A 25981-nucleotide genomic window follows, 5' to 3' on the forward strand; every position below is an offset into this window, starting at 1 on the left:
GTTTGTCATTTTGTAAGGTCGATGCTATACTTTATCCTACTCACAACAAACCGTTTTCTGGAGGTGCGGACGAAAACATGGGCAAGCGGCAGCATCCTGACAACTATGAGGAATCACGCCATTATGTTGTAGACGAGTTGGCCTTGAATGGCGGCTTATGGCCGGTACGGATGGGACGCATGAAAGCAGACCCGGATCATCGCTTCCCCCAGCGGATAATTGATTATTACGCATTGCATTTTGTTATGAACGGGAAGGTCCGTCATCTCTTCGGAGAACAGCAGATCGAGCTAGTCAAGGGCGATGTTTTTTGTGCATATCCGGGTGTCGTCTACCACCATTCCATTGTTCCGACCGACCAACCCTTGGAAATGATTTGGGTTTCCATCGATGGCGGGCAAACTCCGCTGCTGCTCGAGAAAGCCGGCTTCCGTCCATCTGCCCCTTATCTCCCTGGCGTGATCGGTAAAGAGCTCGAAACATCGCTCGTTCATCTGTTCAGTCAACAGGAAGATAACAGCAGCCGGAGACAAGTCGAATTGATTGCGGCTATCTACCGTATATTCGGACTGATGATTCCGCAAAAAAGCGCTGACAAGTTGGGTGCAGGACCTGCCAGCTGGATTCCCCGAAGCATAGAGTACATGAATATGCATTACACCGAAAATATCAACGTGCAAGACGTCGCCGCGTATATTTCCGTTCACCGGGCCTATTTCTCCAAAATATTCGCCGAACAGACCGGCATGACGCCCATTCAACATTTGCAAAAGCTCCGCATGGAGAGAGCGCTTCAGCTTCTGCAGCAAACACCGCATTCCATCACAGAAATCGCAATGACGCTTGGTTATCCCGATTTATACGCCTTCAGCCGGGCGTTCAGCAAACATTTTGCCGTATCCCCGAGTAAACTGCGCGAACATGCTGCAAAGACCCGCGGTCAATCCGGAGCGTACACCGAGTAAGCCCGAGGGCCGTGTTCATAATTTTCACTCTCATTACACAATAAAAACCCCGCATCCTCTACAATTCGTAAACAGAGGAAACGGGGTATAGTTCAAATAAAAACTTTTACAATTATAAAATACGCGCCGTAAACATCGATCTAGCTACTCGCGTACCATTCGTTATGATTTCCATATCGATCTTGCAAAATCTGCGGCTCATTTCCACGATGGAAGGCACAATTTCGATGACGTCATCGATTTGCAAAGGGATCAGAAAATAACTGGAAGAGCTGTCCAGAATAAGATCGCCTTTCTTGTGCTCCTGAACCGTTCTGTAAGCCGCACGAATCATAATCGTTGTGAGCACACCTTCGGAAACCAGGCCTTCAAAGTTAGTCATTTGAGGGGTCACCGTTCCTCTGAAAAACAACTTGCCTTCCGCATCTCGAAGTTCATCGATCCCTGCGTAGATCTGCACTTCGAACGTTTCAGCGTTCTGAGGCTGCCTTTGCATATCCTGCATCGCCTTCATGACATCCTTGCGGCTTATGACGCCGATCATTTTGCGCTCGTTATCGATAACGGGCAGAAGCTCAATACCTTCCCACACCATCGTATGCCCGGCAGAAGCTACCGATGTTTTCAAGTTAATCATTAGCGGATTCGGTGTCATTAAGCTGCCAATGAGTTGATTCGGTTTAGCGCCTATGATGTCCTTGGTTGTAATCATACCGATCGGGACCTGATTCTCATCGATAACCGGATATCGCGTATGCGTCGTTTCTTCGACCAGCTTTTGCATGTCTTTGACTGTGTTAGCAGCTGTTAGTGAGTAAATGAGACTATCTTTACGTACGATGTCATCAACGATCATAATCTTCTTCTTAATGAGGCGGTCTTCCATGGCTCGGTTAATCATTGTAGCAACTGTAAATGTATCAAAAGAACTGCCGATAATCGGCAGCTGCAGCTCGTCTGCCAGTTCCTTCACTTCAGGCGTGGTATCAAATCCACCGGTAATCAACACGCCAGCGCCCTGACTAAGTGCGCACATATGGGCTTGCACGCGATTGCCGACAATGAGCAAATTTCCTGCTTCAATATACTTCAGCATAGCTTCAAGCTGCATCGCGCCTATAACGAATTTGTTCAGTGATTTATGTATACCCGAAGAGCCGCCCAGTACAACGCCTTCCACCACATTCACGATTTCTGCGAACGTTAGTTTATCGATGACAGGCTCTTCTTTCTTCTCCATTCGGATCGTACCAATCCGCCGTTTCGTACTCACCAAACCGATATTTTCCGCTTCCTTAATGGCACGATAGGCCGTTCCCTCACTCACATCCAGGTCTTGAGCGATTTGCCGTACGGACAGCTTCGTGCCCACAGCCAAAGATTCAATATATTTCGTAATCTGTTCATGCTTCGTATGAAGCTCCGAATTGCCCGCGCTCATGGTTCACACCTCACTGAACTGTTCTATAACATTTAAATAATTATAGTATATCCAAATAAAAAAAGACAGAAGCCTGAACAAGGCCCTGTCTCAATCGCTTTAATTATAAATACGAATACCCTTTTTCGGTTAAAAAAGATTCAAATTCAGGCGAAAGCGTCATTTTGCTAAAAAGCACATTCGCCAGATCGAATTTCCTTTGCTGTAGTTCTTCTTCTCCAAGCTTCGCTCTGATCTTATCCAGCTCTTCACTTTGGATTTGCAGAAATAGTTCTCCCGTTACTTTGCGCCCGTCATCCAAAATCCCCAGAGGATGGTGAATCCACTGCCATAGCTGGGCGCGTGATATTTCCGCAGTTGCCACGTCTTCCATCAAGTTGTTGATGGGCACAGCGCCAAAACCACGCAGCCACGCTTCCAAATATTGAATGCCGACGCTAACGTTTGTCCGGATCCCGTTCTCGGTAATCGGGCCTTGCGGCACTTCCAGCAATTGCTCGGCGGTAATCTCGATGTCAGATAGCTGCTTGCTAATTTGATTGGCTGACGGCATATGCTCATCGAATATCGCTTTCGCCACAGGTACTAATCCGGGATGAGCTACCCATGTGCCATCATGACCGTTCCTCACTTCGCGCAGCTTATCTGCGCTCACTTTGGCCATCGCTTCTTCATTCGCCACCGGATCATTCCTCACCGGAATTTGTGCGGCCATGCCCCCGATGCAAGGCGCATTCCGCTTATGGCAAGTCTGGATGGCGAGCAGCGAGTAGGCTTTCATGAAAGGTGATTCCATCGTGACGAGCGCACGGTCGGGAACGATGACGTGAGGCTGCTTCTGCAATTTTTTAATATAACTAAATATATAATCCCATCGTCCGCAGTTCAGCCCTCCGCTGTGCTCTCGAAGTTCATACAAGATTTCGTCCATTTCGAAGGCCGCAAGGATCGTCTCAATAAGCACCGTTGCTTTAATCGTCCCCTGCGGAATTCCTAGTTCCTGCTGAGCAAACTTGAACACCTCGTTCCAAAGAAGCGCCTCCTGGTGGCTTTCCAACTTGGGCAAGTATAAATAAGGTCCGCCGCCTTGCTGAATTAACCTCTTCGCATTATGGAAAAAGAAGAGGCCAAAATCAAATAACGAGCCCGAGACCGAGCGCCCATCTACCTGTACATGCCGCTCTTCCAAATGCCAGCCTCGAGGACGAACTTTGAGCACGGCTGTCTGATCTTGTAGGCTGTAGCTCTTTCCTTCCGGACTGGTAAAAGTGATCGTTCGACGAATAGCATCGAACAGATTCACTTGACCATCCATCGTGTTGTTCCACGTTGGGGAGTTGGCGTCTTCAAAGTCAGCCATATAGATCAAAGCGCCTGAGTTGAATGCATTGATGACCATTTTACGATCACCGGCAGGGCCTGTTATTTCGACGCGACGGTCTTGCAAATCCGCAGGGAGGGCTGCTATTTTCCAGTCACCGCTGCGTATCCGCGCAGTCTCGGGCAGAAAATCAGGCAGTACTCCTTCATCAAGAAGACGCTGCCTCAAATTACGCTGCTCCAAAAGCTCACGCCGCCTCGCTCCAAATGTTCGCTCAAGCAGCGCCACGAATGCTAGTGCCTCCGGGGTGAGAATCTTCTGCCATTCCGCCAAAGGGGCTTTGAGTTCAATTCCACTCGTTAGGGTTTGATCGAACAGTTTCCTCATCTCCTTAATCATTGAGCTTTGCTATTAATGGGCAAATTGCTCCTCTTCCGTAGAACCGGAAAGTGCCGTCGTGGAAGATGTTCCGCTCGTAATAACTAGTGAAACTTCGTCGAAATAGCCTGTTCCTACTTCACGTTGATGGCGTGTAGCTTCGTAACCACGAGATTCGCTGGCGAATTCCGTTTGCTGGAACTGAGAGTAAGCAGCCATTCCGTGATCTCTATAATCGTGAGCGAGTTCAAACATACTGTGATTCAGCGCATGAAAGCCTGCCAAGGTCACGAATTGGAATTTATAGCCCAGCTTCCCGAGCTCAATTTGAAACTTTGCAATTGTAGCTTCATCTAATTTTTTCTTCCAGTTGAACGAGGGAGAGCAGTTGTACGCAAGCAGTTTGCCAGGAAATTTATCATGGATAGCTTCAGCAAAACGTCGTGCTTCCTCAAGGTTTGGCTCTGATGTTTCACACCAAATCATATCTGCATAAGGCGCATAAGCCAAACCGCGTGATATCGCTTGATCTAAGCCTTCATTCACATAGAAAAATCCTTCGGGCGAGCGTTCGCCCGTTAGAAACGGCCGATCGTTCTCATCAATGTCGCTCGTAAGAAGACTTGCTGCATTCGCATCCGTTCGGGCGATTAACACCGTCTCCACCCCCATTACATCAGCAGCCAGCCTTGCAGCGATTAGGTTTTTTACAGCCTGCTGGGTTGGCAGCAGCACTTTTCCGCCCAAATGGCCGCATTTCTTTTCGGAGGAGAGTTGATCCTCGAAATGGACGGCTGCTGCTCCCGCTTCAATCATGCCCTTCATCAGTTCAAATACATTTAGCGGCCCGCCGAAGCCAGCTTCAGCATCCGCTACGATAGGCAGAAAGAAGTCAATACTCCCCTTGCCTTCCGCATGCTGGATCTGATCAGCGCGCTGCAGCGCCTGATTAATTCTTTTTACCACGCTAGGAACACTGTTAGCCGGGTAAAGACTTTGATCGGGATACATATGACCGGATAAGTTCGCATCGGCGGCAACTTGCCAACCGCTTAAATAGATCGCTTTAAGGCCTGCTTTTGCTTGCTGCACAGCTTGGTTTCCTGTCAGAGCTCCAAGTGCGGGGACGAAGTCTTCTTCGTTAACCCGCTCCCAGAATTTACGGGCTCCCTGCTCAGCCAATGTCTGTTCAATCACGACGGAGCCGCGAAGGCGAAGCACATCCTCCACCGAATAAGGCCGGGTTACCCCTGAGAATCGCTTGGAATTCCAGCTTGCTTGCAGTAGTTCGCGTTGATTCTGTTTACTCATCATTCTGTGCACTCCTTTATAGTGGATTTAGTTTTTTAAAAGGATACTTCCAGAAATCCGCTGCCGCCGCAAACAGGGCAAGTGTTTGGCCAAAGCACGCGGTCCTGACCAAACGGTATGCTCCCCCCCTCTTTGTGATAGTGCTCATTCGTACTTCCCATTTCTTCTAAATCGCCATTGCCTTGGCATGTTGGACAATCCATCGTAATCTCCTCCAATGTATTAATACAGTTTTTTTTATTAATATAATATATAACACATAAAAGATTAATGTTCAATAATGTTTTATAAAATAAATTATTTATTTAAATATACTATAACAATTAATGTTTCTGCTGAACCCTGCCTTTCACACCGTGGACCATGCTGGGCGTACAGAAATAGGCGTTCACCCCGTAGAGTGAACGCCTATTAAAACTTGACGAGAGCTTAAGCCATCGTTAAGCGGATTGTCTTCATCATCCCCCGATAGGAAAGTATTTCCGTATTGCGTTCTCCGTCGTTTCTTTGGCGGTTTGTATCGTTCTTTCAATATCCCAGTCCCAATACTCCGGTCTGAACAATTCTACCGAAACCATTTCGCGATAGCCGATCTCCTGCAGCGTTTGCAGAATCAAATCGAGATTGACAACTCCCAGCCCAGGCCATACGCGATGCTGATCGCGCAGCGCGCCCACCGGCAGATCTTCGCAATCGTCGATATGGAATACGAAAATTTTGCCCGCATCCGCCTTCTGCAAATGTTCGATCTTGGAGTTCATCGCATGGAAATGGAAGCAATCGAGCACCACGCCGACATTGTCGCGATTCGCCGCTTGAACGATATCGTAAGCTTGGCCGAATGTATTCACCGAACAGTTCGGATAGCCGACAAACTCAAAGGCAAGGCCAGTCTGATAAGCTGCTGCTTGATCTGCCAAATCATGCAAAACGCGAACCGTTTCTGCTTTAATTTGTTCCTGCGTGTAATCCCCGATATCAAAAGTCGGTACGACAATAATTTTTTTACAGTTAATTACATTTCCTACTTCACATAAAAAGTGCAGATCGTCTTTAATTTGCTGGTAGCCTGGCTCGTCTCTAAAGCTAATAAATTCTAGCGCATTGAAAGCGTAAGGCTTTATTTTGCTTTTATCAAAAAACGCTTTTAAGTCTTCTACCGTATTTTCCTTCAAATATTCCTTTAATTTATCAAGACGGATTTCGATAAGATCGTAACCGTGCTTCTCACAATACGCCAAATCCAGCTGCAGAGTGGAATGCTTCATCGTTGTCGCTTGATTAAATGCTACTTTCATAATAGACACCGCCTTCTTCATTTTGGGAAAAACTGCACGGATGCCATACGAGCCTTACTTATTGCTCATCTCAAATTAGGGTAATCGATTACCCTTTATGATAAATTTTTTTGAGGATAAACACCGCATCCCCCTATTAAAGCTTTGTTTCTTCTGAATATTAACTTTGTAACCCCTTCCATTTGGGTTAATCGGTATGGTTAATCGGTTACCTTATTGAAGTTATTGTATCTCACAGATTATTCTTTTTGCAACCGTTATCTTTTTGGGGGATATACATATTTTTCGGTGGCGGTGGAAAGAGAGGGGAGTTGCTTGAATATTTAAATCGCCGACGTAGAATCGCGAACCACTAAGTGAGGCAGCAAAAGAATTCGCTGCTTAATGTCGTCATTTCCTTCAATTTTATGAATAATTAAATCCATCGCTTTCTTACCAAGATCGCTGACAGGCATCGCTACAGAAGTAAGCTCGGGTGATACAATTGAGCACATTGGCGTGTTATCAAAACCAATAATAGACAACTCCTGCGGGACAGCAATCTGATGCTTTCTCGCAGCCCGCATTACGCCGAACGCCATCAAATCATTGGTACCAAATATAGCGGTTGCCCGGTTCGCCGAACTAAACAGCTTCCCTGCTGCATGTTCAGCATCCTCCATTTTAGTTCCGCCTATTTGAATAAACTTCTCGTCGTACGGGAGCTCTGCTTTTTGCAAGGCAAATTTATAACCCCTAATGCGTTCGTGGCTGCTGACAGTATCCTCGGCAACGATCCCAATACGCTTGTGTCCGAGTGATATTAAATGCTCCGTTGCGATAACTCCGCCAAAGCAGTCGTCGACCGTAACACTATCTACTAAAATATCCTGCTTCTCATGAGCAAAAAGAACGATCGGCACTTTATCTTCCAACAATTCTTTAAGAAGCTCTTCATTTTTAAATTGGGATGCGATAATAAAACCGTCAACCTGCTTATTTCTCATCAGAGAAATATGTCTGGCTTCTTTGTCCGGGTTATCGTCTGTGCAGCACATCACGACACTAAAGCCTTGCTCTTGGCCGCGATTCTCAATATGCTTCAGATATTGTGCGTAGACCGGATTTTCCACATCAGGAATTAGTAACGCAATCTGAAATGTTCCCTTTCCCTTCATCGCAGAGGCTAACACATTAGGCTGATAGCGAAGATCTTCCATGATTTCTCGAATTTTTATCTTTGTCTTCTCACTGATTCTCCCCGAGTTGTTCAAAACTTTGGAAACAGTAGCCGTCGATACTCCTGCAGCTTTAGCGATGTCATAGATGGTCGGCTTCAATTTACACACTCCTGTCTTACATGCTATCCAGCACCCTAGGTGTACACGCTTTCTTATTGCTCTCCATTCTATACTCTGCTTTGGAAACTTGCAATATGTCGGAATATGTAATGACATGGCCAACTACGCGATGTAACTCTCACCTCCGGCAGCTGCTTTTTCAGTTGATTTCCCCCACTTCCTTACGCGGATTGTCAGCTTTATCCGTTGTATTATTTCATTTCACAACAATGTACGACCGCACGTTTGGACATAAAGAATCATATATCTTTAATTTTAAATACGGCTCTCTTGGTGTTCAGTTGTTCTTTATGATCAGTGGTTTTGTAATATACATGACCATAATAAAATCTACGAGTCTAAAAGAGTTTATTATTAAGAGATCTATCCGATTATATCCGGCATACATAACATCTGTTATTATTACATTTTTGGTTACGACAATTGCTGATTTAAAACCACTAACGGTTGGTTTTGTTGATTTCCTTATTAATTTAACGATGGTTTATGGTGTCATACCGTTTGGTATTAAGGCTGTCGACGGTGTGTATTGGAGCCTATTTATCGAAATAAGTTTTTATATTATTTGTGGTTTCTTGCTTTCAATTGGGTTAATCAATAGACCGATAATCAATTCATTCGTAGCGCTAATATTAATTTTCACTATTAAAATATTGTTTCTGAACCACCTCCTTCATCCGATTCTAGGTGACCTTGGCATTGTTAATTTCACAAATCTTTTTATCGCAGGGATTATGTTCTTTGTATTGAAGAACTCAAAGAACAAGGTTTGTCACCTAATCATGTTGCTCTGTTTACTATTTGAATTCTGTTTCAAAGGAACAGTGGCAGGATTATTTGTTGCCGCATTTTGTCTTGTCTTTTATGCATTGATCTATAATAAGTTAGGGTTTATTAATAAGCCATTCATTACATACTTAGGAACTATTTCTTATAGCTTGTATCTAATTCATTCTTACATTGGCTACATCATTATTAATCAACTTGAAAAAAACGGATTTACAAATGAACTATTTATTATTGTTCCCCTATTAGTATCAGTTGGATTAGCACACGTGATTACATTCCATATTGAAAAGCCAGTACAAAAATACTTACTTAACAAATTTCATACTAGGAAAATAAAAACCTCTCAAGATTCAGTTACATTATAATCATACATTCCAAAAATAAGGAGTTTTTTGAAATGCAACAAATCGTTACGTCATCGGATCCAGATGTTGGCACGTTTGTTTGCCCGAGATGCAAAGCAATTTGGAGAGCGAAAGGTGAATTTGAACATTTTTTAGGCGGATGGCATTATAACAATGATGATCTTTGTCCTCGCGGGTGCAGAAATTTCCTTTCCTTAAGGATCAGAGGGGATGAAATTGTGTAGGCTCGTTTCATAATTTTATTTAATCCGCACCAAAAGCAAAGGAGCTAAGCACATACACAAGTTCAAGGGCGAGTGAAGGCGCGGTTGTTAGCAGGAAGAAGCGCGTGCGCTGCAGCTTGCGTTCTATGCTGCACTTTGTGCAACATAGAGTGGGCATAATGCGGCAAAATCTCACTCTCGTTGTACAAAGTACAATGATTTAGCTAGATTTGCGCTGAAAACTAGCTTTTGAGGGAAAATGGTTGCACAAAGTGCAATATAGCTGCCGGAGAAGCGAAAATAGGCTGAAATGATTGCACAAAGTGCAATATAGCTATGTTAGCCGAGGGGGATCTATGGAAGCACAGAACAAGTTCAAGGGCGAGGTGAAGGCGCGGTTGTATAATGCGGCAAAAGCTCACTCTCGTTGCACAAAATTGGCATACGTAGAAATCATCAATTTATAGCAATGCTCCGCAGGAAACCGCCTGCAAGTACCCTTCTTCCCCTCCACAAATATAGAAGGGAAGAAGGCAATTCTGCTCCTTTATTTAGTTCAAAATTTTGCTCGCAATCGCCGCAAGGTCAGTGATGTCAATGCGGTTGTCGCCATTCATATCCGCCGCCTTGATTTGTAGCCAATCCGCATCGGATGCCGTTTTACCGTAGTTGGCAGCAGCCAAGGCCAGATCGCCGATGCTGACTCTTCCGTCTCCGTTGATGTCTCCCGGAATTCCGACTGGAACAGGCGTCACTTGGATACTGACTGAGGAAGACATAGCCTGTATTTCCGTGCCAAGCTCGTTTGCCAATGTCGCTTTGCTTACTTGTATGAGTCCAGTTGACGCTTGCGTCAGGTCTTTCGCCTGGAAAGCAAGCTCCAGTATTTGCGACTGTCCAGTAACGGCATTACTGCTGCCAGTGCTTGCCAAAATTAAGCGCAGCTTGCCTGGTGTACTATGAACCGTCTGAACAATCACAACGCCGTCTTTCACCGATTTCACCGAATCAAAAGTCATGATACTCGCGTCATAATCAATCGTAATGTCCTGTGCATATATATTTGCCGTATTCACGTTGAGACCGTAAATTACCTTAAAGGAATCGCCTGATCTAACAGTCCCTAATCCTGTTAGAGTCGTTGACGGCTGATCGTTTACAACCTGTGTGACTTTGAGCACATACTGACATACCGTGGTGTTTCCAGCATTATCCGCTGCCGTCACAACGATCGTATGGTCACCAGCCGTTAATGCAAATGGCTGTGCTGTAAGCGGCTGATTGACAATCGTGCCATCCAGCTTCACCTCTGATCTTGCAACACCACTTAGCGCATCCGTTATTGTGAACGGAATGTTCACCGTATCCGACTGAAGGACCGTTATCGTCTGCGCACCTGGTTCGCCCGTTACAACAGCAGTCGTTTCAACAACAGGACCCGTTTTGTCGACTTTCACTTGTACGGATTTCGTTGCCTCCTGATTACCGGCAGCGTCTACACTGTAGTATTGGAGCGTATGAACGCCTTCGTCCGTGATTTGAATGGTGCTGCCTTCAACAAACGCCCCACCGTCCACGCTGTAAACCGTTTTGGAAACCGTGCTTTCCGTATCGGTTGCGGTCAGGGTAACGGTTTGCCCTGTTTGCTGCCACCCCGTAACCGCATCGTCTGTTGTCACTGGTGGGGTTGTGTCAGTTGTCGGATTCGCATCTCCATATACGTTAAATTCATAAGCGGAGGCACTTCCACCACTGTAATTGGAGCCCGTAACAGTTACCCTGACATATCTGAAAGTTGCATGGAAGGTATCTGTTGTCAATCCTTGAATTGTATTATCCGACCTGTCAAGTATAGTCGTATAGGTCACGTCGTCATTGCTGCCTTCAATTTTGTACTTGTAGAAACGCGGATAGGTTGTGCTGTTATACCAGTAGCTTTCCAGCTTGGTAATATTCATGCTGCTTCCAAGATCGACCTTCCACCACTGCGGGAAGGTGTTAGTGACGGCCGCCCATCGGGTAGAAGTCGTATTCCCGTCATTGGCATTGCTTACCTCATTTCCGGTTTGTACCGAGCTTGCCGTAGCGGGTTTGCCTTTTGACACAATTCCGGTTTGTGTAGTCGCACTTATCGGTGAACTCCATAAGCTCGTGCCCTCGCTATTCTTTGCCCTTACCTGGTAGGTGTGGGTTGAGCTTGCTTCGAGTCCTGTATGTGTATAAGTATTGCTTACGCTGCTTACTATCACGCCATCAACCATAAGGTCATAGCTTGTAGCTCCTGTAGAACTATTCCAGCTAACTTTGATCTGAGACATGTTTGCTCCAGTCGCGGTCAAACCGGTTGGGACAGAGGGTAGATTTGGATTTGAGGCTACTGGGGTGATGGTCATGGCTTGCGGATTGCCTGCGCCAAACTTGATACTCTGTATGGAAGCTTGACTGGAGCTAAATTCAACACCAAGCGAGCTTGCCCGATTGACCAGTCGATAGCTCGTGATCCCGCTTAAACTTGAGTTCGTTGCTGCTGAAATCGTAGCTGGTGTAGAAGAGGGAGTGAGGTAGGCCGGTGTAGCATTTCCAACAGGTAAAAGGTACCATTGGTCACTGCCGCTTGCAGTTCCGTTTCCGCCATTTCCGCTCGGATTGGCATCTGCATCCGCTGCACCAAAGGTAATTGCGGCTCCCATTGCCCGCGTTGCTGCAGCTGTTGAGCCGGATACCTTCAAATACTTTTCTGTGGATACGTTCCGTAATCTGTAGAAACCGCTATTTTTAGAAGAATCAAATTCATCGGGTACAGGAATAAATTGCCACTGATTCTCTGCGCCATCTTGGAGGGCATTTCCGCCTATCGAGATGGTATAGGCTGTAGACGGTGAAATGGCTGTTCCGTTATGGTCTTTTGGCGGATTATAAGCTGAATAATAAGTCTGCCCGGGACCGGGAGCTGCTGTGGAATAATTTTTTTGCGAACCCGATAAATCGGAAATCGTTCGGAAGGAATAGCCGCTGACTTGTTGATTGGTCAGACTGCCTGAGTCGATTTGAGACAAATAGCTGCCTACTGTAGACGGAAGTTTACCTACGACTTTAAACGTGTCCGGCGCGCCTAAATCATCGGTCTCGTAAACATATCCGTCATATCCGACGGACCGGTACTTGCCGCTGTAAGCATTGTAGGAAAAAGCATTTTCGTACTGCGTATTGACCGGAAGAAATACTCTTTGCGTTGCCGTATCTTTGAATACCGGCGTGCTGCCGCCTGGTTTAACGGAGGTCAAGTATCCGGTTGAGTTGTTTTCTTGGCTGATCCATACCTGGTTGTTTTGGATGTATACGGTGATTGTAGCATCCAGTGCCGGATCGGAGTAAGAGACGGACGGAAGGCTGGTGTCGCTTGCATTTTTAATTGTGCCGTTGACTGTATTCGCTGTATACGTGTTGCCTGCAGCATCTTTGAAGGTAAAATCTCCATTGCTTGGCACCTTCATGTAGCTGATATTCAGAGATGATCCATCCATACCAGTCCCGGTTAAAGTCAGACTATCCGTCGCTGGCGTATAGTTTACGGTCAAATTATGATCGCTGCCAGCTCCCATAGGACTGCCTATCCAGCCAGCTTCCCCCTTCAGTGCGGATCTGGTCCATGTTCCGTTATACCAAACATCCCAAGATCCTTCAGCCATTTTGGCGCTGATCGGAGAACGGGCTAGACTGAAGTAAGTGAGGATGTTGCTAAAGCCTGGTTTCCAATTGATGTGGTTGTTGTAGAGCACATAAAAGTAACCGTTTACATTATCAACGAAAAATCTGGTTCCGGCCACCCCGTATGACCAAGTTGAACCGGGAAAGTTCGCATTGGTAGCTGCTTCATTGCTATCGTTCCACGGTGAAGTGGCAACCTGCCCGATCAACTGCCAGGTAGCTCCTTTATCTGTCGAATAAGTGGCCAGAACACGATTGTTATGGACACCTGTGGAAATTCGCTCATTGTTGGTCGGGTTGCCCGATGCAAATGGCGAGAATTGATATTCGTCGTTGGTCAGGGCATACCAGTATCCGGTATCCGGATCAACCCAGACGCCAATCCCATCGTTGTGGTCATCCTGGTAGGGGGTTGGAATACCGTAAGTTTCGTCGATCTTGTAATTGATGGTCCCCGGCTTGTTCCAGTAAGAATTATAGGTTGTTGTAGTGCCCCAATTGGTGTTCAATGTACCAAAGTCCTTATTGGTGTTGTATTTGATCCAAGAACCGCCGCTGTCCGTCTGTGAGTAGTCAGCTAAAGAATACATCCAATGAAACTCCCCGTCCTTGTCAACGAAGGCAGAGCCTGCAATATCAGCTTTGCCGGCAGTCAGGTTCGGAACTGCATTTTGCACATAAGTTGGGAAATTCTCTGTCGCTGCAAAAGCCGTTTGAGACCCACTCAAAACCTGAATCATAGAGAACGCTAGAATAGCAATTGGACTTGCGAATTTCACTTTCTTTTTAACACGCATACGATTACCTCCGTGTTTAGTATTGGTTGAAAGCTCTTCGGATTCTTCTTTCCAAACGTTCTGTCGCCCGGTCATCAATCACCCCCTTTCAGCCCCGCTTTCTATAAGTACGTGTAGTTCTTGTTGACGATCAGCACGTTGACCCTCCATTGCATTCCTTCGCAGGAGCTGAACCGTATTTTCATATAGCCGTCCTTCCTCTGTGTGACTGGCAGTATATCCGTTGCAAATTCACCTGCCTTCAGCGTTTTCTCGGGTTTCCACGAGCTTTGCCCAACAATTTCTATTTCCGTGTAAGACGCTGCCTCTTGGTCGCCGGATACAAAGAGCAAATCGTATCTCCCCTTCGGAAGCTCCACGATAAACGCAGCTTCGTATGTGCCTCCGATAAAATCTCTTCGCAGCTCGTCAGGTTCCCCGCAATCCGCTGCTATGAGATCTTCTTTTCTCTCCCATCCGTTCCCCGAATAAGTGGTGAAAATCGTCTCTGGCGTTATTTTTCTAAACGTTTGGCCGAGGACACCTTCCCTATGTACCTGTCTAGGCAGCACTTTGTAATAATCTTTGCCCAACACATGCGATGCTACGCCAAAATCAAAGCGATAAGCAGCCAGCCTCGATTCTCGGTGATTGCCGGAATAATAATCAAAAGTAAAATGGTCGAGTGTCCTGTAATGCTGCGTGTCTTGGTTTTTGCCAAGGAATACTCTCCGGTGTGTATGGGCTTCGTGAAAAAGTGGATAACTCCTTAAGGCTTTAACGCGATCCGAATTGGATAAAAACAACTCTGGCAGCAACGATTCCGTATGAGGATAAATCGCATACTCCCCGTCCTTCACCGTCTCAAATGAAATCCGTCCATCTTCCTGATGATAATCCACGGTGTTCCACGATTGACCATTTTTGCTTGAGACCAGTACTTTATCACTCCAATTAAACGGGTTGCGCAGAACCACCTTAGATCCTGCCTTACTTTGGATATAAACCCAAACTGTACGGCCATTTTTGAACTCTGCACTAACCTCGAAGGCTCCTACGGCTAATAAGCCTTGAAAGGAGCAATTGTTCCATTTCTTATACTTCCTTACCTTCTTCTCTACATCATGGTCGTACAAACCAATCGTACGTTCCTCCTCAGGCTCACCCGAGGGTAGCGACGGAAATACATCGATCACCCCATCATAGCTTTGCAGCAGCATTTCGTTCACGGCAGCGACCATTTCACCTGAAGCCTCCATCATATGCGGATGATACAAAGGCTCATTCGTGATGTTGCAGTAGTTCATCCATCGTTCCGTTTCTTCGGAGAACAAACCATTGCTCCTCATCGATAGATCAATGCCTTGCTCATACAGCAATCGGAGCGCAGTATTCCCCTTGCCCAGCCTGGAAGCCGCACAGGAGAGCCAGCCGAACTGAAACACACCGTATTCCGTATGATTTTCGGCATAACGAAGCGTATTCTCCCCTCTTTGCCGCAGCGCAGCTTCGCTATTTTTACATATTTCACCGATGGGATAAATCGGCATTAACAGTGAAGGATGACGCAGATGCAGATTCGCCGGAGCCCATTCCGAATCCAACAACCTATCGCCGTACGGTTGGGTTTCGGCCGTCCTGTACGGTGCCAAGCGCTTTGCGAACGCCCGCCATTTGAGCCGATCGGCTTCCGCTTCGCCTAGCAGCTCATTCGCTTCGCTGGCGATTTGAAGCACATATTTGACCGATGCCAGCGTACAGGTCGAGTTGCAGGTTAACGGTCCTTGTTCGGGGGATATATCCGGGAAAATGTTGAACTGCCCCGTAGCACTATCCACCTTCAAGCAGCCTTCGAAAAAACGGGCAATCCCTTTAAAGACAGGGTAAGCCTTTTCACGCAAAAAGCGCACATCCATACTGTAGCGGTAATAATCCCACAAAAACTGTGCGCACCAGGGCCAAATACTGAGATATAGCGCATGCGGGTAATCCCCGGCTATGCCTTCCAAACCATAGAACTGCATTGCCATTCTTTCAGCCTCAGCGACGTAGGAAAGCAGTCCATCATTGAACACCTCCGCCACTTCAAGGTGATTCGCCGTATAGAGCGGCCAAAAGGCGGCTTGAATGTTCACGTCCCAGTACCACATGCTGCCCCATTTGGTCGGCTGCTTGATGTCCCACAAACCATTCAGTCCGCATGCCTGCTCACGCATACGACTTCCTTTGCCGCTGCTGCAGGCAAGTGCGTACAAATTGATATACCATAAATCTTCGATCATTTTGTCAGGAACTGTAATGGATGAGCGGCTCCAGAAGTTGCTCCAATGTTCTTGATGAACAGCTATCATATCCGCAATTCGCAATAGCGAACCGGATTGGTTTACTTTTTGAAGAGCAGTACGAAGCAAATCATTTGTCTCTTCCTCCGTCACAACCGTCGTAAGCAGCGTCACGCGTTCCTCGGCATTTTGCATCGTTATCCGTATAGAATCACCTGCCTCTCCAGGCATCAAGCTCCCTTTCCCGCCAAGGATTCGCATCATCACGAGAAAGGAAAAAGGACCGAACCGTTCCCTATCCTCTCCATCCGGATAAAAAGAACCTTGATAGTAAAATGTCATTTCATCCAGCTGATGAAACGTAACGTTCATTTCCACGTATCTTCTGGATGGAACGGCCAGCGAGACAGCTGACAGCAGAGCAGTGTCCGTCTGCCTAATGTCTGTAATGACAAAATCTCCGTCCTGAGCAACAATTGTACTCACATTAAGCTTGTCATCGCCCTTTTCTATTGTGAAATGCACCGTTGCATTCTCGACATCCAGCTCTAACGAGTAGCTGTCCGGATCAGACATATGTACAGAAGGAAACAGGTGCACTTCACCCGTAGGAAAATGGGATGTTCCGCCCGAGGATTTGCCATATTTTCTATGCATACTATTGCTGGATAACGCATCGCCGTATAGAAATATGGGACCTTTATCAGGATTTCGGTACAAATCAGAAGCAAGTTGTCTCAATTGTTCAAACGTATATCCATATTGGAGATGGAAGTCCCCATCCTCGCCATTCCGATACTTTTTACTGTAACGATGAAGTTTTTGGTAATAGACCTCATAATGATTAAGAACCATAGTCAACTGATGATCCTCGAAAAATATCATCCCGCCAAAATGACCGTTGCCAAGCGGCAAGGCTTCGTTCCAACTGCTCGGGGCGTTCTCGTAGACGACACCTCTCATGATTTCACTCCTTAATCGCGCCTACCAAGACACCGTGGACGAAATATTTTTGCAAAAACGGATACAGGCACAGAATCGGCAGCGTGGAGACGATAATGGCCGCATATTTGATCGTCTCGCCAATGGCATACTTATCGTCACTTGAACCCGCAGAATAAGCATCGGTGCTATTTTGGATTAAAAGTTCGCGGAGGATGAGCTGAAGCGGGTAAGCCTCGCGGTTTCGTAAATAGAGCAGCGCACTGAAATAGGAGTTCCAATGTCCGACGGCATACCACAAAACCATAACAGCCATAACCGGCAAAGAAAGCGGAATCATTATGCGGAACAATATCGTCCAATCGCCGGCGCCATCCATTCTCGCAGATTCCTCCAAACTGACCGGAATGCCCTGAAATGAGGTTCGCATGATGATCATATTAAACGTATTGATAGCACCGGGGATGAGAAGCGCCCACATCGTATTCATCATGCCAAGATTGTTGACGAGCAGAAAAGAAGGAATCAAACCACCATGAAATACCATTGTGACGACGATAAAAAACATCATCACATTTTTGAAATATAAGTTCGGCCTGGATAATACATATGCGCCGATGGATGTCATGATCAGGTTAATGGTTGTGCCAAGCAGCACATACAAGAGCGTATTTTTGTACCCTTCAACAATCATCGGATTGCTGAATACAGCTTTGTAAGCGCTAAGATCAAATCCTGCCGGCCTATACAATGGCCCAAGATGTTGAAGCAACTCTGTCGAATTGCTGAATGAGGCAAATAACACGTATAAGAATGGGTACAGCGTGACAGCGCAGAGACCGAGCATCAATACGGTATTGAAATAGCCAAATGTTCGTTCTCCATTCGTTAGTCTCATGATTCCTATCTCCTTTTCCAGCCTCTAAATATCAGGTGTGGTTACCACAATTTGTTCTCGCTGATCCGTTTAACGAAGCTGTTGGCAGCCACGATCAGAATAAAACTGATGACAGAGTTAAACAGCCCAACAGCAGCCGTAAAGCTATAACTCGCCTCCAGTACCCCTTTGCGGTATACATAGGTGGAGATGACATCAGCTGTGCCGTAAGTAAGCGGATTGTAAAGAAGAAGTACTTTTTCACTGCCTACTGACAGCATGTTACCCATTTGCAAAATAAACAAAATAACAATAGTCGGCATGATGCCAGGAATTGTAATGTGCAGCGTCTGCTTCCAGCGGTTGGCTCCGTCTATCCGGCCAGCCTCGTACAACGTCGGATCGATCGTGGCAATTGCCGCCAAATAAACGATCGAGCCCCAGCCGATTCCTTGCCAAATGCCTGAAGAGACGAAGAGGAAACGAAACCAGCCCTCCTCCTTTAAGAAATCAATAGACTCGATGCCGAAGATACCGATGATTTGGTTAATGAGACCGCTTCTGCTCAAAAAGTCGACCATAAGTCCAGCGACAACCACAATCGAAACAAAATGCGGCAAATAGGAGATGGACTGTACCACACGTTTGAAACGGCCGCTGCGAATCTCATTAAGAAGCAGCGCCAGGATAATGGCTGCAGGAAAACCGAACAATAAATCGTAAAGATTGAGCAAAATTGTATTTTTAATCAGCCGCCAGAAGTATATTCCGTTAAAAAAACTATCAAAATGCTTGAAGCCTACCCACGGACTCCCTATAATTCCTTTGGCCGGTGAAAATTCTTTGAAAGCGATTTGCAAGCCGTACATCGGACCGTAATGAAAAATGAGATAATAGGAAATCACAGGTAGCGCCATTACATAAATGGCCCAATGACGCTTCCAATCCGTGCGAATGGTTTGCAGTATGGTCGCATTTCGTTTGGTCACTTGAATCTCTCCGGTGTGTTGCATCATCGTCTCGCCTTACCTTTCTTGAGGGTAGATACGTAATCTGGGAGATGACCCCTCTCATCTCCCAGCCCTAACACTAATTAGCGCTTGTTGTAACGATCCAGCGCCCCTTGTTGAATTTTGATGGCATCCTGGATTCCCATACTCTCCATCTTCTTAACGTACTTGTCGAAGTTATCAAGCGGTTCTATGCCCATAATGAACTTCAAGAGCATTTCATCTTGATACGTTTGGATATCGGTCACAATAGAAGCAAATTTACTGCTCTCGTCTTGAGTCGGTGTAACAATCGGCAACTTTCTTTCGGCAGTCGGCTGCGACCAGATTTCCAAAGCTTTCTTCTGCTGAGCGAGAGCCAGATATTGCAGTTGGAAATTATCGCTGAGCACGAACGGGCCGCTCCACGTACCACGATTATATTTAGCCAGCGATTGCTGAATGCTCGTTCCAGCTGGAGGATTCAAAATTTCCGGAAGGAATGTTGCTTTACCGTTCTCCATCTTGAAGCTGGTACCTTCGACACCGTAGTTGAACAGCAGATCGCCTTTGTCCCCATAACCGTAATCAAGCCATTTCACTGTTTCGATCGGATTTTTGTTGGCTACCGAAATGGCTGCACCAATGCCGTTGTAGGCAAAATCCTTCTGTCCCCAAATCGGTTTGTCGCCTGCTTTCAATACCGGATAGGGAGCAGCTTCCAGCTTAAAGTTCGGGTCTTTATCCTTCATGAGACCAACATATTTACCGATACCTCCGCCGTTAAAAACAGCGCTTGCGCCAAGAATGTTGGTCGTCATTTTGTTATCTAGTAGCTTATCATTCGGTGCTGCGAAGTCTTTATCCAGCAAGCCTTCCTTGTACCATTTATTCATTGTTGCAAGGAAATCCTTATATTCCGGCTGAATCGGACCGTATTTCACAGTACCTTTGTCTTGATAAAAGCTGTAGTTAATTCCCCATGCGCCAAGGAACGGAGCATCAGTAGCGAAAAGATTTTTATCCAGATAAAGTGGAATTTCATCCATTTTGCCATTACCGTTCGGATCTTTTTCTTTAAACGCTTTCAATACCGTGTACCATTCGTCAATCGTTGTCGGCATCTTCAAGCCGAGCTTATCCAGCCAGTCCTGGCGGATCGCTGGACCAAAGAACACCCTGACTTTATCGTCGCCACGTAAGAACGGAAACGCATAGATGCTTCCTTCATCCGTCGAAATTTGCTTCTTCCAGTCCGGATGCGTATCGAGCAGCTTCTTCAGGTTTGGAGCATACTTGTCGATTAATTCGTTCAGTTTGATGATTTTCTTATCTGAAATTGCCTTCTCCGGTCCGCCTGGGTATCTAACAACCGCACCGCTTGTCGCTCCCCAGCTTGCTTCAATAACGTCCGGAAGGTCATTGGTCGCAATCATTAAGTTAAATTGCTCTTGCGCTTGAGCTACCTCAACGGGAGGATGCTGGAAGGCGACCTTTACGCCGGTTGCTTTTTCAAGCTCCTTATACGTCCCTATTTCAGCAAATGTTTTCATTTGAGAAGAGACTTGCGTTTGAGTCGGCACCCAATACGTCAACTGACTCAGTTTAGGCGGTTGTGATTCCTTTGCCGGCTGCGGTGCAGCAGATGAGGTAACCCCGCTCCCGCTTTCTTTGCTGCAGGCTGCAACCGTGATTGCCAATGCGGAAACCAAAATGACTGAGCCTGCTTGTTTCAAATGCTTCTTCATTTGTTTGCCTCCCTTTACTAGATAAATGTTCCGGTGTTGCCAGCTGCTGTGTCGTCGTTGTGTGATCCCTGGTTCCCAGTGTAACTCCCCTTGTGGAACATGGATACTCTCTTGTTTTCACTAGCCATGATCTTTTTTAACAATTGCCTGCCAGCAGAAAATAAATCAGTAGGACATTAAAAATCATCAGTTCATCATAAAAAGACAGGCAGCCCTGCAAAGGGCTGCCTTTATACTTCCAGACTAGCTCTATCTGGAAGCATCGTTTCACGGTATTTTCCCGGCGTAATGCCTTCCAGCTTTTTGAAAGCACGAATGAACACGACGTCGTTGTTGTAGCCAACCTTTTGGGAAATTTGTGCAATCGTCAGATCCCTATGCTCCATAAGTTCCTTCGCCATTTGAATCCGCTTGTGCGTAATATAGTCCTGCAAATTCTGTCCCTGATTCTTTTTGAAAAAAGTTGAAATATATGGCGGAGTCATTCGGAACTGCTCGGCGATTTGCGCCAAGCCCAGACTTGGATCACCGAGGTTATGATGCACAATGTTTACGATCTCCTGCAGCAGCTGCGTGTTGTGATCCGATCGTTCGACGTTGAATGAACGAGTGAGTGTTTCGTACAGCTCCTGCGTTTTCAATTGCATACCTTGCGCCGTCGGATAGTTGAACACAGCCCGGATCGGATCGAAATTGGGACCAAGCACTTCTTCTTGGTTCGTATTGGTGGAGTTAAGTATTTTCAAGAATGTGCTGATCACGTTAAAAAACAAACATTTACCCAGTTCCGGTGTAATGTGACTGGAATCGAAGTTCATCGAAAAAATTTGATCCAGTAGTTTTTTGACATTATCGGTATCGCCGCTGCGTACGAAATTGATCAGTTGGATCTCGATTTCAAGCGGATAATAATAATGCTGCTTCGTATCGGTCATGTCTTGGAAATGGATAATAGCATGTTTACCCCGAATTAATCTGTATTCAAGGGCTGCAAGTGCCTCTGGATATGAGTTGCGAATCGCTGTGGGGCCTTGATGAATGCCTCCGGCGGCTACCGTAATGCCGATTTGGAACTTATCTGAGATGATGGTATAGAGCGATTGGGCGATATCCCGAATATCAGCTTCCACTTCCTCACGAACTTCCGACAGGTTGACAAGGAACGCCAGCCGCTCCCTGTCGAGCTCCAAGGAAAATCCTTTGTGATGGAGTCCAATCAGGTCAACGCCGATATTGGACACGATAAATCTGGCATGAGCCCACTGCTGCTCCCCATTTTCAGAAAAAAGATGAACGTCCTCGATTTTGACCAATAATACGGCGAATCGATCGCTAATAAAAGTTAACTCCATAAACTGGAGATTATTTTCGCTGACTGCTGTTAGGTCAACATCCATATGACCGTTCAACAATCGGGACAAGTAGTTGGCACGAATGAACGGAACTTGCTGGGTCAATGTGCTGCGTAAACTCTTCTCTTCATGAATCGACCCTTCAATTGTTTGCCTAATAAATTCGTATTCATCGGAGGAAGGGCGTTTGCTCATGTCCTTCCCGCGCATAATGGCGCTCACTGTTTTTTGAAGCGGCCTATAATTACGGTAGGCTCCGATACTGACGGCCAGCAGCCCTGTAATCAAGCATATGGCAAATAGTACGATAGCCCAATTCTGGATCTGATTCACCTGCTGCATAAAAATGTCATTCGGTGTAATAGATACATATTTCCAGCCAGCCTTCTTCGAGGATGCAACAGACACCATCTGATTAATGCCTGTTAACTTGTAGGCGAAGGGATCGTTGCTTCCCTCAATGTGCGCCAGCAAGTCAGCTGGAAATCGCTGATCACTGTTACTCATAATCGTATTGCCAGCATCGTCAATAATATAAATAGCGCTATGATTTGCCGATTCCATCTGTGCAAACAATTGTTTGACCTGCTCCACGTCAATTAACACGATAAAGCTTCCAAGATTAGCCGCCTGTGTAAGAATCGGCAATGACTGTATATAGGTGATGACTTCCTTCGGGGTGTCTTCATCGTTTGTTGGTGCGTCCGTAAGAGGCGTTACCGGCAAATAAGACATTCTATGCTCGTTCTGGAGCATCATTTTCCATTGGCCATAAGAAAGGTCCTTATATGTATAGTGAGTCGAATAGAAAGTTCGCGAGTCCGTTCGCAAATCCGACTTCACGATCGTATCGCTATTTGCGAAGTAAACGTAAAAATCGAAAATGAAACTGCTTGTCATACTGCGATACTTGCTCATCTTATCCCGCATAAATTCAATAAACTGATATTTGGTTACATCATCTGCGTCAACCGGTATTTTAAGCATATAATCGAGTTTGGGGTCGAACACGACTTGTCTCATTAATAAATCCACTTCCGAAAATTTGTTGTCGAGCGACATCTTCAGCTGCTCCAGCATTGCCGCATTAGAACGATTCGAACTCTGCTCCAAACTTTGCTCAACCTTGGCATACAAAAACAAACCCATGGCAAGCGGAATGAGTAAAATAAACAAATTGGTGGCGATCATCGTTGATAGCGCGCTCTTGCGGCTGCCAATCAGAGGTAGACTCAGTGCTAATTTCAATTCAGGCCACACCCACTTCTTGAATATTTGTTACATATATTGTATCTCGGCCTGTTCAAACTGCAAAGCGGAAATTTGGAGAGCGCGGCACCATAACTTGCATGAATAAAAATACAGCCCCTCAACATACATGAGAGGCTGTATTTTTGGTTTTTCATTCCATCACATCGGGGTCTCTTTCTCATTTGATGCGAATTGTTTTCTTTTTATTGTCCCCCAAGCATGCCGCCCTTTTCTGAACTTGAAAATACCTTCAATGCGATAAAGGATCGTAAGCTGCCGATAACCTAAATTCTCAAGGAGGGCAAAAGCAACTAATCGCATCGTATCCAGAAACGTTGTATATTTGCGGAAGGATATTTGCTCCAATAAAATACTCCCCATGGATAACGTGCTGCCCAATAAGAACGCAATGATAAAATAGATAAGGAAACTATTAAACTCTAATAACCCAAATAAGTACGCTAGTGGTATGAAAATATAACCAAGAAACTCAACAATAGGACCGACCAATTCAAAAAGCCAATAGTAGGGCAGTGTCACCATGCCAATGGTTCCGTATTTCGGGTTAAGCATCATCGATTTATAACTTAGCAGGTTATCGAATAAGCCAATTTGCCATCTTCTCCGCTGGACCCTTAGATCCTTCAGTGATTCCGGGGCCTGTGTCCAACAAATCGGATCAGCCAAAAACTTAATTTTATATTTTCGCTTTTCGTCTCTCATTTTCTTGTGCAGCCGCATGATGATATCCATATCTTCACCAATCGTATTCGCTTTATACCCGCCGCATTCAATGACGATCTTCTTATTAAAGGCCCCGAAAGCTCCCGAAATGATAAGAACGGAGTTCATTTTACTCAGGCTTGTGCGTCCCGTCAGAAATGCGCGTAAATATTCCACAATTTGAAAAGCGGCAACTTTACTTTTGGGAAGATTCATTTTGACTAATTTCCCGTTCTGAATCGTCGAACCGTTGGCAATTCTTACAATGCCACCCACAGCAATGGTTTCAGGATTTTCAACAAACAACATCGTCAGCTTGATCAGTGCATCATTTTCTAAAATGGAGTCCGCATCAATACACGCGAAAGTCGGATACGTCGATATATTAATACCCGCATTCAGTGCGTCGGCTTTCCCCCCATTTTCTTTATCGACGAGAATTAATCGCTCGTGATTCGCATTCCGATAAATACCTACGATTTCATTGGTCTGTAAGCTTTTCTTTACCGGCTGATTCACTTTTTTCAAATCAAACTCTGCGATGATCTTATCCCGCGTTGCATCTTTAGAGCCGTCATTGACGATAATAATTTCATATTCATAGTAATTTAAGGCAAGCAAAGATTTGATATTATCCACGATGGTCGCTTCTTCGTTATACGCAGGAACAATAATGGAGATCGGAATCATGTTCTTAGAGTCCACATACCTTTTGTAATCAGACGACTTCATCTTCTTTAAATAACCAAAAATATCAACAACGGAAACGATCATCTGACCATTGTAAAAGAGATTGATGGCAATGGTGTAAAGCATACAAAACTCACTAAAATAGAGGATGAACTTCCAAAAAACATACATATCTCCTGCCGCCCTTCCTGAAATTCGGTGGTTCCTACGACGACAATGCCAACACGCCCATAACGGCTTCACGTGCAAACCGATCCTTATTTTTCATGATCTGGTTCGCATATTCTTTTCCTCCAGGAATTAACACCAGAGAATTGGCTGCATTGTGTCTTACCCACCATTCCGAATCACTAATTTTTTCACCTAGAGCGGTAAAACTCCGGCTTGTGCCTAGCTTCTCCAGACCCTTAGCGGCCGCTGCTCTGACCTCCCATTCCGCATCTTCAAGCATGCCGATTACATACGCTTCATAGGCAGGATTTTTCAGCTCAGATAACGCCCGAATGCAAGCAATCTTTAAATTTATATTCGTACTGTTCAAATATCTCACATAATACTCGCCCAAATCTTCTAATTGGTAATCCGCAGATGCTTTAATTAAAATCCCTTTTAAGTAGTCATCGCTGGATTCAATAGTAGCTTTGAATAGCTCATCCTTCGGGCCTTTGAAAATAGCAATGATTTCTATCACCGCACGGAATGATAAATGGATATTTTGGGAATTCGCGTTTAAAATATGCGTTAGTCTCTGTAAATCGCCAAGCTTGGCAAGAGCAAGCAAGACATGATAGATAACATCATTATCTTTGCTGTTGATAAGCTTATAAATGTGCATTTCCGCATCATGTACCCTTAAGTCTCCCAAATGCCGACAAGCTAATGCCTGGACATGCGCTCGTTTGGACAAAAGTCGTTTGATCAGAAATTGTTTCGTTCCCGCTATTTCATATAATTTCATTAATTGTTCATGGTTATTCTCAATAAATGGTTCGCCATTCTGAATGATGAGTTCCATGAACATCTCGTTCTTTAATATGCTGTGCTTCATATAGGCATTTAGCTTTCGAGCGACATCTTGCTGGTCCTCCTCTTTCTCTAAAGAAAAATAGGAGGAGAGCATTTCTTCCAACGTCCCCTTTATTTTGGTGACAGCTATCATGTGGAAATACGAATATACCCACATGACAACAATCGCAATGAAAAAACTTGAAATTAACCCAATCGAAATCCAG

The 25981-nt window shown here is 45.4% G+C and carries 16 protein-coding genes; 2 read left to right on the forward strand and 14 right to left on the reverse strand.

The features are described from left to right. Nucleotides 1–77: 77 nt before the first annotated feature. Nucleotides 78–965, forward strand: coding sequence for a helix-turn-helix transcriptional regulator (locus GC097_RS27945; RefSeq protein ID WP_171686569.1), 888 nt, complete (start codon nucleotides 78–80; stop codon nucleotides 963–965). A 112-nt stretch (nucleotides 966–1077) separates the two neighbouring features. Here the strand turns inward: GC097_RS27945 and GC097_RS27950 are convergent, their stop codons facing one another. From GC097_RS27950 to GC097_RS27975, 6 genes are all read right to left on the reverse strand, one after another. After that, complete coding sequence (locus GC097_RS27950; RefSeq protein WP_171686570.1) at nucleotides 1078–2406, reverse strand: DRTGG domain-containing protein; 1329 nt, start codon at nucleotides 2404–2406, stop codon at nucleotides 1078–1080. A 103-nt stretch (nucleotides 2407–2509) separates the two neighbouring features. Then, nucleotides 2510–4126, reverse strand: coding sequence for a malate synthase A (gene aceB / locus GC097_RS27955; protein WP_246294487.1), 1617 nt, complete (start codon nucleotides 4124–4126; stop codon nucleotides 2510–2512). 12 nt (nucleotides 4127–4138) lie between these two features. Continuing rightward, nucleotides 4139–5416, reverse strand: coding sequence for an isocitrate lyase (aceA, locus tag GC097_RS27960; RefSeq protein ID WP_171686571.1), 1278 nt, complete (start codon nucleotides 5414–5416; stop codon nucleotides 4139–4141). A gap of 35 nt (nucleotides 5417–5451) precedes the next feature. Further along, nucleotides 5452–5619, reverse strand: coding sequence for a hypothetical protein (locus tag GC097_RS27965; RefSeq protein ID WP_171686572.1), 168 nt, complete (start codon nucleotides 5617–5619; stop codon nucleotides 5452–5454). A 255-nt stretch (nucleotides 5620–5874) separates the two neighbouring features. Continuing rightward, nucleotides 5875–6714: a sugar phosphate isomerase/epimerase family protein gene (locus tag GC097_RS27970; RefSeq protein ID WP_171686573.1), complete on the reverse strand. Its 840-nt coding sequence runs from the start codon at nucleotides 6712–6714 to the stop codon at nucleotides 5875–5877. A 323-nt stretch (nucleotides 6715–7037) separates the two neighbouring features. Then, nucleotides 7038–8033, reverse strand: a complete 996-nt coding sequence (locus GC097_RS27975) for a LacI family DNA-binding transcriptional regulator (protein ID WP_171686574.1) — start codon at nucleotides 8031–8033, stop codon at nucleotides 7038–7040. A gap of 95 nt (nucleotides 8034–8128) precedes the next feature. Here GC097_RS27975 and GC097_RS27980 point away from each other — a divergent pair, with 95 nt between their 5' ends. Beyond that, entirely contained in the window at nucleotides 8129–9208 is a 1080-nt protein-coding gene (locus tag GC097_RS27980; RefSeq protein WP_171686575.1) for an acyltransferase family protein, read from the forward strand. Nucleotides 9209–9962: 754 nt separating this feature from the next. Here GC097_RS27980 and GC097_RS27985 read toward each other — a convergent pair. The 8 genes from GC097_RS27985 to GC097_RS28020 all read right to left on the reverse strand — a co-directional run bounded on the left by GC097_RS27985 (nucleotide 9963) and on the right by GC097_RS28020 (nucleotide 25869). Beyond that, entirely contained in the window at nucleotides 9963–13916 is a 3954-nt protein-coding gene (locus GC097_RS27985; RefSeq protein WP_171686576.1) for an OmpL47-type beta-barrel domain-containing protein, read from the reverse strand. Between the two features lie 101 nt (nucleotides 13917–14017). After that, nucleotides 14018–17140: a glycosyl hydrolase family 95 catalytic domain-containing protein gene (locus GC097_RS27990; protein ID WP_171686577.1), complete on the reverse strand. Its 3123-nt coding sequence runs from the start codon at nucleotides 17138–17140 to the stop codon at nucleotides 14018–14020. Nucleotides 17141–17144: 4 nt separating this feature from the next. Beyond that, nucleotides 17145–18017 carry a carbohydrate ABC transporter permease gene (locus tag GC097_RS27995; RefSeq protein ID WP_171686578.1) on the reverse strand — a complete coding sequence of 291 codons (873 nt, stop codon included), beginning with the start codon at nucleotides 18015–18017 and terminating at the stop codon, nucleotides 17145–17147. 41 nt (nucleotides 18018–18058) lie between these two features. Further along, nucleotides 18059–19012 carry an ABC transporter permease gene (locus GC097_RS28000; protein ID WP_171686579.1) on the reverse strand — a complete coding sequence of 318 codons (954 nt, stop codon included), beginning with the start codon at nucleotides 19010–19012 and terminating at the stop codon, nucleotides 18059–18061. Between the two features lie 77 nt (nucleotides 19013–19089). Beyond that, a complete protein-coding gene (locus GC097_RS28005; RefSeq protein WP_171686580.1) occupies nucleotides 19090–20733 on the reverse strand; it encodes a type 2 periplasmic-binding domain-containing protein in 1644 nt (547 codons plus the stop codon). Nucleotides 20734–20963: 230 nt separating this feature from the next. Then, nucleotides 20964–23333, reverse strand: a complete 2370-nt coding sequence (locus tag GC097_RS28010; RefSeq protein ID WP_246294488.1) for a helix-turn-helix domain-containing protein — start codon at nucleotides 23331–23333, stop codon at nucleotides 20964–20966. A gap of 162 nt (nucleotides 23334–23495) precedes the next feature. After that, nucleotides 23496–24920, reverse strand: coding sequence for a glycosyltransferase family 2 protein (locus GC097_RS28015; RefSeq protein WP_171686581.1), 1425 nt, complete (start codon nucleotides 24918–24920; stop codon nucleotides 23496–23498). A gap of 34 nt (nucleotides 24921–24954) precedes the next feature. After that, entirely contained in the window at nucleotides 24955–25869 is a 915-nt protein-coding gene (locus tag GC097_RS28020) for a HEAT repeat domain-containing protein (RefSeq protein ID WP_246294503.1), read from the reverse strand. Between the last annotated feature and the right edge of the window lie 112 nt (nucleotides 25870–25981).

Origin of the sequence: Paenibacillus planticolens (assembly GCF_013141725.1) — a bacterium.
Taxonomy (GTDB): domain Bacteria; phylum Bacillota; class Bacilli; order Paenibacillales; family NBRC-103111; genus Paenibacillus_E; species Paenibacillus_E planticolens.

Coding starts and splice junctions, on each gene's coding strand:
- GC097_RS28005 (WP_171686580.1), bottom strand. CDS start 20,733: ATGAAGAAGCATTTGAAACAAGCAGGCTCAGTCATTTTGGTTTCCGCA.
- aceA (WP_171686571.1), bottom strand. CDS start 5,416: ATGAGTAAACAGAATCAACGCGAACTACTGCAAGCAAGCTGGAATTCC.
- aceB (WP_246294487.1), bottom strand. CDS start 4,126: ATGATTAAGGAGATGAGGAAACTGTTCGATCAAACCCTAACGAGTGGA.
- GC097_RS28000 (WP_171686579.1), bottom strand. CDS start 19,012: ATGATGCAACACACCGGAGAGATTCAAGTGACCAAACGAAATGCGACC.
- GC097_RS27985 (WP_171686576.1), bottom strand. CDS start 13,916: ATGCGTGTTAAAAAGAAAGTGAAATTCGCAAGTCCAATTGCTATTCTA.
- GC097_RS27970 (WP_171686573.1), bottom strand. CDS start 6,714: ATGAAAGTAGCATTTAATCAAGCGACAACGATGAAGCATTCCACTCTG.
- GC097_RS27950 (WP_171686570.1), bottom strand. CDS start 2,406: ATGAGCGCGGGCAATTCGGAGCTTCATACGAAGCATGAACAGATTACG.
- GC097_RS27995 (WP_171686578.1), bottom strand. CDS start 18,017: ATGAGACTAACGAATGGAGAACGAACATTTGGCTATTTCAATACCGTA.
- GC097_RS27980 (WP_171686575.1), top strand. CDS start 8,129: ATGTCGGAATATGTAATGACATGGCCAACTACGCGATGTAACTCTCAC.
- GC097_RS27965 (WP_171686572.1), bottom strand. CDS start 5,619: ATGGATTGTCCAACATGCCAAGGCAATGGCGATTTAGAAGAAATGGGA.
- GC097_RS27990 (WP_171686577.1), bottom strand. CDS start 17,140: ATGAGAGGTGTCGTCTACGAGAACGCCCCGAGCAGTTGGAACGAAGCC.
- GC097_RS28015 (WP_171686581.1), bottom strand. CDS start 24,920: ATGTATGTTTTTTGGAAGTTCATCCTCTATTTTAGTGAGTTTTGTATG.
- GC097_RS27945 (WP_171686569.1), top strand. CDS start 78: ATGGGCAAGCGGCAGCATCCTGACAACTATGAGGAATCACGCCATTAT.
- GC097_RS28020 (WP_246294503.1), bottom strand. CDS start 25,869: ATGCTCTCCTCCTATTTTTCTTTAGAGAAAGAGGAGGACCAGCAAGAT.